Genomic DNA, 12,487 nt, shown 5'->3' with positions numbered 1-12,487 from the left:
GCCTCATCGAAGCGCGAGTGCTAGCCGGCGCATAACTTTTCTATATTACAAGAATGTTAATTGTTTCCAAGTGGTAACTTTCACAACCAAGAACGTATTCCTTAGGTTGCAGTCAATCCGGGAATAGATCCCTCTTGTAAGCAAAAAATGAACGCGAACATTTTCTCTACGGCAGCGTAGTCTATACAGCAACCTCGACTATTACGGAATAGGTTATGATTTTTTGTAGGCTCTGAGACAGCGAATGCCTCCCTTGTTGTGCATCGAGGCCTAAATCGTTTGGTCATTGATGTGCTGATAATGTTCCAGATCGTCGGTTTTTTTCATGAACAACGCCTCCCAAACCCGGATTCTGGCAGTCGTACTCGCAGTAGCAACCGTCGCCGCCTGCGTCCTTGCGGCCATGAACTTCGACCGGGAGAGCGGGCTCGACGTTCCAACCGACGGAATTTGGTGGGTCGAGGCTGCCACCGGACTTCGCGCAGAGCGAGTTCCTGTCCTCTCCCCGGGGCACCGCGCTGGTATCCGAACCGGCGACATCCTTCTCAGTGTTGACGACCAGCCGACCCCACGGGTCGCCCCTCTGGTTCGCGAGATGTTTCGCAGCGGTATCTGGGCCCACGCCACCTACTCCATACTCCGCCCGGTTCCCCAGTCGATTGATCTAAATGGCGCCACCAGACTCGACATTCAGGTCATTCTCGAACCCAAAGACCGCTCCATCAATCAGGGCCTTCGCTTCATCGCCCTGGTCTATCTTTGTATCGGAATCTACGTTCTCTTCCGCCGCTGGACCGCGCCAAAGTCCGTCCATTTTTACGTCTTCTGCCTTGCTTCCTTCGTCCTCTACAGCTTCCGATCCACCGGCGAACCGGGCACCTTTGATTGGTTCATCTATTGGGGAAACATGGCTGCGCAGGCACTCCAGCCAGCACTCTTCCTTCACTTCGCCGTGAGCTTCTCCGACAACTTCGCCTCTGACCAGCGCAACCGTCTGGGCCGCCGTATCGGTTGTGTGCTGCTCTACCTTCCCGGGGTATTCCTTATAGCCCTGCAATACACGGCAATCCGTTTCTGGTCTGCGACCGAGGTCCTTCTTCATCGACTCGATCAAATCGCGCTCGGATACCTCGCCCTCTACTACGTCATCGCCGCCGTCGTCTTCCGCTTCCGCTATCGTTGGGCCGAGTCTGCTTTGGAGCGCCAGCAACTCAAGTGGCTCACCCGCGGCACCCTCATCGCCGTCACGCCGTTTACCCTCCTCTACGTCATTCCCTACTTGGCGGACTGGTCGGTCAACAGCCAGATCGCAAAGGCCGCCGGTCTCTCTCTCGTCGTTCTTCCCCTTACCTTCAGCTGGGCGATCGTCCGCTATAGGCTCATGGACGTCGACCTCATCTTCAAACGTGGCGTCACCTACACCCTCGCCACCGCGTCGCTCGTCGGAGTCTACTTCGGCATCATTGCGCTGACCGGCGAGATCGTCCACACCCGCCTCTCCAACCTGGGCGTCTGGGGACTGCTCGCCGCTATCATCATCGCCGGAATCGTCTTCGATCCTCTCAAACGCGCCATTCAGGCACGAGTGGACCGAGTTTTTGATCAGAAACGCTTCGACTATCGCGAGACCCTTGTCGAGTTTGGTCGCGGCATCAACGCCCAGACCGACCTTCGCGCCCTGCTCGACTCCATCGTGGAGCGCCTCCCCCAAACCCTCCTCGTCACCCGTGTAGCTGTCTTCCTCGCCTCCGAGAGCGAAGGTAGCTTCACGCCAAGACATTTCGATCTGGCTGCCTCTCATGGTCTCACAAACCTCCACTCTGCCGAACTCCATAGCCTCGATGTCCGCTTCCTTGACTTCGATCGCCCAGGCGCCAACAATCACATCTTCCTCGAGAACCCGCAGCAAGTTCTTCGTCTTCCCGAAGCGCAGCGTCAAAGCGCGGGCCGCCTCGACCTCAACTACTACCTCCCCTGCCGCGTCGCCAACCGCGAAGGCGCGGGCACTCGCACCGTAGCCGTCATTGGCCTCGGACGCACGGACGACGGGGACTTTCTCTCCAGTGAAGATATGGAGCTGCTTGAATCCCTGGCGGGTTACATTGGCATCGCCATTCAGAATGCGCAGCTCTATCGCCGTCTCGAACAGAAGATCACCGAGTTTGAAAGCCTCAAAGAATTCCACGAAAATATCGTGGAATCCATCAACATCGGCGTCTTTGCCGTCGACCTCGAAGACCGCATTGAAAGCTGGAACACCCAGATGGAGGGCATGTACTCGAAGTCCCGCACCGAAGTCCTCCGACAACCAATCTCAGACGTCCTTCCGCCGGACTTCGTTGCCCGCTTCAACAGTGTGCGTGACGAGCATGGCACACACACTCTTTATAAGTTCCGCCTCATGCTTCCCAACGGGAACGTGCGCGTCGCCAACATCGCCATCGCCCCTCTGGTCACACGAAACTTCGTCGCCGTCGGCCGGATTATTCTGGTTGACGACATCACTGACCGCATCCAGCTCGAGGCGCAGCTCACCCAGGCTGAAAAGCTCTCCTCCATCGGCCTCCTCGCTGCGGGAGTCGCACATGAGGTCAACACGCCGCTCGCTGTCATCTCCAGCTACACACAGATGCTCAGCAAGCACATGCGCGATGATGAACGGCTCGCCCCTGTACTCGAAAAGATTACCCAGCAAACCTTCCGTGCCTCCGAGATCGTCAACGGTCTACTCAACTTCTCTCGCACCAGCGGAGCAGAGTTTGCCAGCCTCAATCTAAACGAACTCCTCCGCGATACGGTCACCTTGCTTGAGCATCAGTTCAAGACCGCGCAGATTCGAGTCGAAACCAACTTTGACCCACACCTCGCCCGCATCCACGGCAACCAGGGCAAGTTGCAACAGGTGATCCTGAACCTCATGTTGAACGCGAAAGACGCAATGTTTGGAACCACCAATGCAACGCTCAAGATAGCAACCTTCAACGGCGCAGGTCGAGTCATGGTCCGCATTCAGGACTCCGGTAATGGCATCGAAAAGGAACACCTCCACCGCATCTACGATCCCTTCTTCACCACCAAGACTAAGCCGCAGGAGGGCGAGCACAAAGGCACCGGGCTTGGCCTCGCCGTCAGCTACGGCATCATGCAGGAACACGCCGGCAAGATCCATGTCGAAAGCGAAATCGGCATCGGCACTGCCTTCCAGTTGGAGTTCCCTTCCTCAGGAACACGTCCCGCTGCCATCGCCGAGACCCCAAGGAGCGAGTCCGAGGTTGCTGAGAGAAAGGCGATGCATGTCTGAAACTACAGAGCTCGCCGCCGAAACCCTTCACCTGCAACGCACCGCTCGAATCGTCGGGGATCCCCGCATTCTCATCATCGATGACGAAGCTGCCATCCGCGAATCGCTCGATACCCTACTGACGCTGGAAGGCTTCACCGTCAGCGCAGCGAGCGACGGCCCATCCGGCCTCGAACTTCTCTCACGCAACGAATACGATCTGCTTCTTCTCGACCTCGCACTCCCCGGCGAAAGTGGACTCGATCTCCTCCCTCGCATCGTCGAAATGCAGCCGAACCTTCCCGTCATCATGATCACGGCTTACGGTACCGTAGGCAACGTTGTCGACGCCATTCGTGCTGGAGCGGAAAACTTTGTCCAGAAGCCGTGGGACAACGAGAAGCTGCTCGCCGACATCCGCGCCGCAGTAGCTCGTCATCGCGCTGAAGAAGAAGTCGTTCAACTCAAGCGCACCCTTAAGCAGCGTTATAACTTTGAAAACATCGTCGGCAAAAGCGAGCCGATGCTTCGCCTCTTCGATCTCATCGCGCAGGTCTCCCCCAGCCGCTCCACCGTCCTTATTCAAGGCGAAAGCGGCACCGGCAAAGAGCTCATCGCGAAGGCTATCCATGCCAACTCGCCGCGCAAGGATCGCCCCTTCGTGCCGGTCAACACGGGCGCCGTGCCATCCGAACTCCTCGAGTCGACCCTTTTTGGCCACGTCAAAGGAGCTTTCACCTCTGCGGTCACAGCGAAAAAAGGTCTCTTCGAAGTCGCCAACGGCGGCACGCTCTTCCTCGACGAGATTGGCACCATGGGAATGGACATGCAGGCCAAGATACTTCGTGTCCTGCAGGACCGCCGCTTCATGCACCTTGGCGGCGTACAGGAGATTCAGGTCGACGTCCGCATCATCGCAGCAACCAACGTCAATCTGCACGATGCCGTCCGCGCAGGCCGCTTCCGCGAAGACCTCTTCTACCGTCTCAATGTCATCAGCCTCGAACTCCCCCCACTGCGCTCCCGCCGCGAAGACATTCCTCTGCTCGCCGCCCACTTCCTCAAGTTTTACGCGGACGAAAACGGCACCGAAATTCGCTCCCTCTCTCCCGAGGCGATGCGCATCATCATGGACTACGAGTGGCCCGGCAACGTTCGCGAGCTCGAAAATGCCATGGAGCGCGGCGTTGTTCTCTCCACCTCCCGCACAATCAGCCCGGACCTGCTGCCTACCCAACTCACCGGCAGCACTTATTCAGCCAGCCTTCTCGATCACCAGCCCAACGCCAGCCTCTTCGACCTTATGGAGGAGATCGAGCGTCGAATCATCTCGGATCGTCTCGAACGCTGCCACTGGAACCAGACCGAAGCCGCCGAATACTTCAAGATTCCGCTCTCTACTCTCAACCAGAAGATCAAGCGCCTCAACGTAGAGGTCAAGAAGCGAACCCGAGACTAGCTAGGTTGAATAACGATCTTCATTGAATCAGCCTGAGGATGCGAAGCCAGATCAATCGCAGCAACAGCATCTTCAAGCGAAAATCGGTGCGAGATCAAATTCGTCAGATCAAACCCATTGCGATAGCCGTCGAACACCATTCGCGTCACATCGTCCTGTATCGCCACCGACGCGCTGTAAGACCCCATCAACGTCTTCTCATCCATACAAACGGCCGCAGGATCGAACGGCGCCTCCCCGTGCTGCGTCGATGCAAACAACATCACCCGCCCCCCTGGTCGAATCGCCTCCATGGCGACCTTGATCAGCGCATCACTGCCAACCGCCAGCAGCGCCACATCCGCTCCACGCCCTTCGGTAGCCGCCTTCGCCGCCGCAACTACGTCTCCCCGTGCATCGATGGGCCGATCCAACCCAAACTTTGCCGCAACAGAATGCCGCTCCGCATAAAGATCACTCGTCACCACGGTGGCTCCCGTTCGCCGAGCCAATGCCGCCAGTAAAATTCCGATCGGACCCTGCCCAATCACCAGCACCGTCTCATCCGCCTGTAAATCAAGCAACTGAATCGCCTTATAACAAGTGTTGACTGGCTCCAGAAACGCGGCCTGTTCAAACGGAACATCATCCGGAATCTTCACCAGTCCCCTGCGCACAATCCAGTCCATCACACGAATGTATTCAGCGAACCCACCGCCCGCGGGTGCAAAGCCTGCCGTACAACCGACCTTCTTATAAACCTCACACTGAGCAAACGTCTTCTTCCTACAGTAGTAGCATTCCCCACAGGGAATATGGTGGTACGCCATAACTCGATCGCCAACAGCAAACCCTTCAACCCCTGTGCCTATTCGCACAATCGTCCCTGCCATCTCGTGCCCGAAGACACGCGGCGCGTCATGAGACCCAGTATGAATCTTCTTCAAATCCGTCCCGCAAATCCCGCAGGTGTGGATCTTCACCAACACCTCGCCCTCACCGATCTCGGGCACAGCAATCGTTTCAACTCGAACATCATTTACGCCGCGATAAACCGCAGCACGCATCGTCTCTGGAACTATTTGTGACATGACCCGATCCTTACCTATCTCTTTTCTCAGTGTAATCGCCATTAGATCTGCGCACGGAACCACTCGGGTCCAGCCATTCATAAAGCGCCTCAGCGAGGTTCTTTGCCGCGGCAGAACTATGTTTCCCCAGCTTCATCAAACCCGACCAGGAGGTTGGCCGCACCGCAACATGTGCGAGAAACGGTAGCATCTTCAATCGCCCACGCTCGGCAATAAAACGATTCAGGTCCGGTAGTTGCGCCTGAGCGTCGTCCGATACTGCCTTGAAGCAGTAGAACGGAATCCCCTTCCCCAGCGCGATCCGTGCAATTGCCGCTGCTTCCATATCCACCAGCCCAGCTCCATAACTCGCAGCTAGCCGTTGCTTGTCTCGTTCATCAGCAACCCGCGCCGTAGTTGCCAGTACAGGCCACTGAGGTCTCGAGTTCGCCGGTCGAAATCGCTCTCCTGTCTTCGTATCGATCACCAGAGAAACGCTCGAAACCGACTCCGCCCTGATCGCCTCATCGAGTGCGCCCGCCCATCCTACTGAGCAAACTGCATCAATCGCAGCAACTTTCTCAGCCTCAGCGAAGGCTAATGCAACCCTTACTCCACCCATGCCAGCACACGCGGCTATCCAACACCCATCCGCGTGGCGATACTCCCACAACGAACATCCTTCAGGCGACTGTCTTCGCTTCCATTTCCTGGCGCCCGGTCCCTCAACGAATGGCTTCAGTTCACCTTCCAGCGCAGCAATAATCGCAATGTTTCCCTTCATGCAGCGTGTCCATCAAGGGGAGGCGCATAACCATGGGCGACAAACCACTCGATCGCCGCTCTCAAGGCGTTATAGATAGGCACCACTTGAAATCCCAGTTCTCTCTCTGCCTTTGCCGAAGAAGCAAACATCATCTTCTTTCCCATTCGCACTGCCTCTACAGTCGCACGCGGTTCTTTGCCTCTCAACTTGCCGGTAAAATTTTCATCAAAAAAGGCAAACGCCATCGCAACAGCATGCGGCACTTTCATCGTCGGAGAAGGAAGTCCCGTAATGGTGGACATGCGATCCAGAATCTGTTTCAGGGTAAGATTCTCGCCACCCAGAATGTATCTCTCTCCAGGCGTCCCATGTTCAAGCGCAACCACGTGCATGCGAGCCACCTCAGCAACATCCACCAGATTAAGTCCCGTATCCACATACGCGGGAAAGTTCTTGTTTAGAAAGTCGACGATAATCCTTCCGGTCGGGGTAGGCTTCCAATCACCCGGTCCAATCGGTGTCGTTGGATTCAGGATCATGACATGCTGTCCAGCCTTCGCGGCTTTAATCGCTTCCAACTCCCCAAGAAACTTCGATCGCTTGTAATGGCCGATCATCTCTTCCAAAGAAACTGGCGTCTCTTCGTTCACTATCGTGCCGTCGCTCTTGAAGCCCATCGTGGCCACACTTGAGGTATACACAACCCGCCGCACCCCAACCTCACATGCCAGCTTTAGAAGCTCGCGGGTACCGGTCACGTTCGCGGCATACATCTGGTCAGGATCCCGCACCCATAAACGATAATCAGCCGCCACATGCACCAAAGCATCGCAACCGACTAACGCAGAACGCAACTTTTCCGGTTCACGCAGATCCCCAGTCACCATCTCTGCATGAATGTCATCAAGCGAGTCCAATCGACTCGTCTTTCGAGTCAGCAAACGAAGGCTCGCACCCTCTGCCGCATAACTCCTGGCCACATGGCCTCCGACGAAGCCCGTCGCTCCCGTAATGAATACGCGCACTCTCGCTCTTTCCAGCCAACTGGCAGACAATTCTGGAAGCACCGACTACTACCCGGCAAACTTTACGCCCGACAGCAGTCTTAGTCCAGCTTCTCTGGCTCGATCTGGATATTCCGTTCGCCGGCTGCCTTCTTGTCCCAGTACTTCTTCACCCACGCTTCGAAGGTCTTGCCCGCCGCCGTATCGCGACCGCTGAATGCAAGCGCCGCAATCTCCGAATAGGCAATGTTGACCCGTGTCTTTTCATTCGACGGAATCACGCGAACAAATGAGTCCGCAAGAGAGTCTCCGCGTCTACGATCGAAGAGATAGCCCACCACCTGTAAGCCATCTTTTTTCGTGATTGTGATATCGCCCCGGTAATCAAATGCCTTCTCGAGCGCCTCCCGAATCTCAGCTTCGGTTGCCAACGCAGGAATCCAGCCCTCAAGCTGTTCCCGCTCGCGTCCCGCTGCTACTTCGATCTCATCTGGATTCTCGTGCGCCAATTGCGTCAGCTTTGCGGATTCCTGTGTCTCGGTCGCCATCGTTAGTCTCCTGAGACCTCTTGAAGTTCAGTAGCGCTCTTAGCGACAGGCGAACCAATCTGTACCAATGGTCCATGGCTCGTAGGCTTCCACTCATTCAGCAGCTTCATCGCCCCTTCATCTTCGTACTTGCTGAAGAAGATTCCCTTCGCAGTCTGCAAAAGGCCCTTCAGCGAGCTGAAGGTATAGTTCACACCGCTGGCCTCATAGCCAGAGTGCACCATGCAGTTCGCGCACTGTGGGTTACCGCTTTCGGTCCCATAGTTCGACCACTGCACCGTCTCCATCAGTTCCTTGAAACTGTCCGCATATCCGTCCTGCAGCAGGTAGCACGGCTTCTGCCAGCCGAAGATGCTAAACGTCGGCATTCCCCACGGAGTGCAGGTCAGATCCTTCTTACCCATCAGGAATTCCATAAAGATAGGCGAAGCATTGAAGCGCCAGGTCTTCTTGCGATTCGAGAGGATCGACCGAAACAACTTCTTCGACCGCGCACGCCCAAGAAAATGCTTCTGGTCGGGAGCCTTGTCATAGGTATATCCCGGCGAAACCATCATGCTCTCGACGCCCGCCACCATCAACTCATCGAAGTGCGCCCGAACGCTATTAGGATCAGCCCCGTCAAACAACGTGGTGTTCGTGGTAACGCGGAAGCCTGCTTCGACTGCAACTCGGACTCCCTCCATCGCGATGTCGTACCCGCCTTCACGGCAGACTGAAAAGTCGTGATGCTCCCTCTGCCCATCCACGTGAACCGAAAACGAAAGATACTTGCTCGGTTTGAACAGGTGCAGCTTTTCCTTCAGCAACAGAGCATTGGTGCACATGTAAACGTACTTCTTACGCGCCACCAGACCAGCAACAATCTCCGGCATCTGTGGGTGCAATAGCGGCTCCCCACCAGGGATCGCAACCATCGGAGTTCCACACTCCTCGACCGCCCTAAAACACTCCTCAGGCGACAACTCCGCCTTCAGGATGTGCGCGGGATATTGGATCTTTCCACACCCGGCACAGGCCAGGTTGCAGCGAAACAGCGGCTCCAGCATAAGCACCAGCGGATACTTCTTCCGGCCCATCAGCTTCTGCTTCAAAACATAAGTTGCAACCGTCCAGGCTTGCGAGACTGGCACTGCCATTGAGTGTCTCCTCCAGAGAAATTCTTGACGCGCGGTTTAGTGCGACGCTCCGCTCTTCATTGCACGCTCGTAAGTCGTCAACGCCAGCAGCGGGAAGTACTGTTTGTAAAGGTGGTATCCGAGATAGAAAACACGCGGAAACCCTGTGCCGGTGTAATAGCTCTCACCATTGCGGCCGGGAACAAGTTCATCCCAGCTTCCATCCTCATGCTGACGATCCACCAGCCAGCGAATCCCCTTCGCTACCGAGTCGGAGCGCGTATCCCCGGCCGCTAGCAATCCAAGCACAGCCCACGCCGTCTGTGATGGCGTACTCGGTCCAATGCCACGCTGATTCGGATCGTCGTAAGTGCCGCAGGTCTCGCCCCATCCGCCGTCCGCGTTCTGCACCATCCGAATCCACTCGGCTGCCTGCTGCACAGCTGGTTCGTGGTTCCAGAAGCCCATCGCCTCAAGGCCACGTAGAACCAGAAACGTCCCATACAGATAGTTAACGCCCCAGCGTCCGAACCAGCTTCCGTCAGGCTCCTGCTCTTTCAGGATGAACTGAATAGCTTTCTCAACGCGCGGATCGCTTCTCGTCACGCCATAGAGTGCCAGCATCTCCAACATGCGTCCCGTAATGTCGACAGTCGGCGGATCGAGCATCGCGTTATGGTCAGCAAACGGAATGTACTGGAAGATCATCTTGGTGTTGTCGCGGTCAAAGCTCGCCCAACCACCGTTTTTGCACTGCATCGCCCAAATCCAGTTCAGAGCACGCTGGCAGGCGTCGTATTGATACCGCTCGCGTGGATTATCCACACAATTCAACGCAAGAAGAACCTGCCCCGTATCATCGACATCTGGGTAAAACTCATTGTTGAACTCGAAGTACCAACCGCCCGGTTCGACGTTCTTGACCTTCTCCGCCCAGTCGCCCTTCTGACGAACTTCTTTGGACAAAATCCAGTCCGCAGCCTTCAACATTCGAGGATCATCTTTACGAACTCCCGCTTCGCCCAGCGCGTACATCGCCTGCGCCGTATCCCACACTGGCGGAAAGCAAGGCTGCATGCGGAACGTCGGCGTCGAATAGTCTTCCGTTCCATCAGGACAATCGATACCAAGCTTTTCAAACTCATCCAGCGCGCGGATCAGCTGAGGATCGTCCACCGAACGGCCAAGGCAACGGAGAGCCACGATAGAGTTCAACATCGCCGGATATATCGCACCCAGGCCATCTGATTTCTCAAACCGCTCCAGCATCCACGCCTCAGCGCGTTTCAATGCAATCTTACGCAATGGCCGAATGTGAACTCGTTCTGCCAAATGCATAATTCGGTCACATGCAAGAAAGAAGTTCCGCCAGCCCAACGGCTTCTTCTTATCCCATCGCAGATGCATATTTGCATTTTTGCGGCCGCCCACAAAAAGCTCCTCAATTCCCTGTTCGGGAGCGAGCTTCTTAAACGGCTTCTTCGCATAGATGATCGACAGCGGAACAAGAATCCCGCGCGACCACGAAGAGATCTCATAGATATTGAAGTAGCACCAGTTTGGAAAGAGAACGATCTCCGGCGGAATCGCAGGTACTGCGTCATAGTCATACTGACCAAGCGCGCACAGGTAGATCTTCGTAAACGTATTGCACTCTACAACGCCGCCATGAGCCAGCACCCACTCACGAGCTTTCACCAACACCGGATGATCTTTCGACCATCCCATCAGCTTCAGAGCAAGATAGGCCTTAACGCCATAACTGATATTGGACGGGCCACCTGGAAACAGTCCCCAGCCCCCATCCTCGTTCTGATGACGCAGAATCTCGTTGATCGCGCGTTCCATCCGCCCTGGCTCGCCGGTCCCCAGCAGCGTATGCATGAAGATGTAGTCCGACTCCAGCATGCTGTCGGCTTCGAGCTCGCCGCACCAGTATCCATCAGGGTGTTGCTGGTCGAACAACCAATCCTTCGCTCGCGCGATGCCCTGCGTAATACGTTCCAGGCCAACATCCATCCGGCCAAAGCGAGGCTGTGCCGGCTGATCGACGCCCTTCGGATTTCTTACAGTTATTCCCATGAAAAACAAACTCTCTGTTCTACGGCTCTCGTTACCGATTTACTGGTGGAGCAGATGCAATCGCCTGAACAATCTCTGGCGGCAGACCAAAGCGCACGTTCTCTGGCATCACTTCAACTTCATCGACCGAACCATAGCCCATCGACTGCAGATACTCGACTACATCCTTCACCAGAACCTCAGGAGCAGAAGCACCTGCCGTCACAGCAACCGTATCGACACCATTGAGCCACTCCGGACGAATAGCATCCGCCGTGTCGATGAGATACGAATTCGTATCCAGGTTCTTCGAAACTTCCACCAGGCGGTTGGAGTTAGAGCTATTCGTCGATCCGACGACCAGCACCAGATCCGCGCCATGAGCTACGTTCTTCACTGCAACCTGGCGATTCTCCGTCGCGTAGCAGATATCCTGCGAATGTGGTCCCACGATGTTCGGAAACTTGTTCTTGAGCGCCTGAATCATGTCCCTGGCCTCGTCGAGCGACAAGGTCGTCTGCGTCAGATACGCCACACGATTCGGATCCGGCACAACCAGATCGGCAACTTCCTGAACCGTCGACACTACCTGCGTCACATCGGGCGCCTCACCTTGAGTGCCCTCAATCTCATCATGATCGCGATGTCCGATCAGCACCAGCGAGTACCCCTGCTTGGCAAACTTGATCGCTTCTACGTGAACCTTTGTCACCAGCGGGCAAGTTGCATCGACGACCTTCAGACCGCGTTCCTTCGCCCGGTCACGAACAGCCGGCGAAACTCCATGAGCCGAGTAAATTACCCGCGCCCCCTCCGGCACCTCATCCAACTCGTTGACAAAGATTGCACCTTTCTTGGCGAGGTCGGTCACAACATAGCTGTTATGAACGATCTCTTTGCGAACGTAGATGGGAGCGCCAAAAGTCTCCAGCGCAATCTGAACGATATCGATCGCACGCACGACGCCGGCACAGAAGCCGCGCGGCTTGAGAAGGAGAACCCGTTTAGTTTTCGTTTCGGTGCCGCTTCCGGCTACAGCAGCGTGGTCAAGGGTGGTTGTAGTCACGTCTCCCAGTATACCGCGTTCAAACCCGTATCGGAACAGAATTGAACCATCCTAGGTGCAACATTCTAGGCTGAGAAAGACACAAATCTCGCACAATAGTGGAGTCTTTTTGTAACCTAAAGCATCCCGGAAACGC

General features: G+C 55.9%; 9 protein-coding genes. 2 read left to right on the top strand and 7 right to left on the bottom strand.

Features of this window, described 5'->3' with window-relative positions; all coding sequences use genetic code 11:
- Positions 1-325: 325 nt before the first annotated feature.
- Both RBB77_RS13925 and RBB77_RS13920 read left to right on the top strand, forming a co-directional pair.
- Positions 326-3,301, top strand: coding sequence for an ATP-binding protein (locus RBB77_RS13925; protein ID WP_353062350.1), 2,976 nt, complete (start codon positions 326-328; stop codon positions 3,299-3,301).
- Positions 3,294-4,739, top strand: a complete 1,446-nt coding sequence (locus RBB77_RS13920) for a sigma-54-dependent transcriptional regulator (RefSeq protein ID WP_353062349.1) — start codon at positions 3,294-3,296, stop codon at positions 4,737-4,739. The genes RBB77_RS13925 and RBB77_RS13920 overlap by 8 nt, the downstream gene beginning before the upstream one ends.
- Here RBB77_RS13920 and RBB77_RS13915 read toward each other — a convergent pair.
- The 7 genes from RBB77_RS13915 to RBB77_RS13885 all read right to left on the bottom strand — a co-directional run bounded on the left by RBB77_RS13915 (position 4,736) and on the right by RBB77_RS13885 (position 12,351).
- Positions 4,736-5,809: a zinc-dependent dehydrogenase gene (locus RBB77_RS13915; RefSeq protein ID WP_353062348.1), complete on the bottom strand. Its 1,074-nt coding sequence runs from the start codon at positions 5,807-5,809 to the stop codon at positions 4,736-4,738. The two genes, RBB77_RS13920 and RBB77_RS13915, sit on opposite strands and share 4 nt — an antisense overlap.
- A gap of 10 nt (positions 5,810-5,819) precedes the next feature.
- A complete protein-coding gene (locus tag RBB77_RS13910; RefSeq protein ID WP_353062347.1) occupies positions 5,820-6,572 on the bottom strand; it encodes a nucleoside phosphorylase in 753 nt (250 codons plus the stop codon).
- Positions 6,569-7,579: a hopanoid-associated sugar epimerase gene (gene hpnA / locus RBB77_RS13905; RefSeq protein WP_353062346.1), complete on the bottom strand. Its 1,011-nt coding sequence runs from the start codon at positions 7,577-7,579 to the stop codon at positions 6,569-6,571. The genes RBB77_RS13910 and hpnA overlap by 4 nt, the downstream gene beginning before the upstream one ends.
- 80 nt (positions 7,580-7,659) lie before the next feature.
- Entirely contained in the window at positions 7,660-8,106 is a 447-nt protein-coding gene (locus RBB77_RS13900) for a hypothetical protein (protein WP_353062345.1), read from the bottom strand.
- 2 nt (positions 8,107-8,108) lie between these two features.
- Positions 8,109-9,245 carry an adenosyl-hopene transferase HpnH gene (gene hpnH / locus RBB77_RS13895; RefSeq protein ID WP_353062344.1) on the bottom strand — a complete coding sequence of 379 codons (1,137 nt, stop codon included), beginning with the start codon at positions 9,243-9,245 and terminating at the stop codon, positions 8,109-8,111.
- Positions 9,246-9,281: 36 nt separating this feature from the next.
- Positions 9,282-11,306 carry a squalene--hopene cyclase gene (gene shc / locus RBB77_RS13890; RefSeq protein ID WP_353062343.1) on the bottom strand — a complete coding sequence of 675 codons (2,025 nt, stop codon included), beginning with the start codon at positions 11,304-11,306 and terminating at the stop codon, positions 9,282-9,284.
- Positions 11,307-11,337: 31 nt separating this feature from the next.
- A complete protein-coding gene (locus RBB77_RS13885) occupies positions 11,338-12,351 on the bottom strand; it encodes a 4-hydroxy-3-methylbut-2-enyl diphosphate reductase (protein WP_353062342.1) in 1,014 nt (337 codons plus the stop codon).
- Between the last annotated feature and the right edge of the window lie 136 nt (positions 12,352-12,487).

Origin of the sequence: Tunturibacter psychrotolerans (assembly GCF_040359615.1) — a bacterium.
Lineage (GTDB): Bacteria > Acidobacteriota > Terriglobia > Terriglobales > Acidobacteriaceae > Edaphobacter > Edaphobacter psychrotolerans.
Note: the sequence above shows the minus strand (reverse complement) of the source record. Positions and strands in the feature narration are given on the sequence as shown.

Excerpts from the sequence above, each read along its gene's own strand:
- RBB77_RS13915 (WP_353062348.1), bottom strand. The coding sequence starts at position 5,809 with ATGTCACAAATAGTTCCAGAGACGATGCGTGCTGCGGTTTATCGCGGC.
- RBB77_RS13925 (WP_353062350.1), top strand. The coding sequence starts at position 326 with ATGAACAACGCCTCCCAAACCCGGATTCTGGCAGTCGTACTCGCAGTA.
- hpnH (WP_353062344.1), bottom strand. The coding sequence starts at position 9,245 with ATGGCAGTGCCAGTCTCGCAAGCCTGGACGGTTGCAACTTATGTTTTG.
- shc (WP_353062343.1), bottom strand. The coding sequence starts at position 11,306 with ATGGGAATAACTGTAAGAAATCCGAAGGGCGTCGATCAGCCGGCACAG.
- RBB77_RS13910 (WP_353062347.1), bottom strand. The coding sequence starts at position 6,572 with ATGAAGGGAAACATTGCGATTATTGCTGCGCTGGAAGGTGAACTGAAG.
- RBB77_RS13920 (WP_353062349.1), top strand. The coding sequence starts at position 3,294 with ATGTCTGAAACTACAGAGCTCGCCGCCGAAACCCTTCACCTGCAACGC.
- RBB77_RS13900 (WP_353062345.1), bottom strand. The coding sequence starts at position 8,106 with ATGGCGACCGAGACACAGGAATCCGCAAAGCTGACGCAATTGGCGCAC.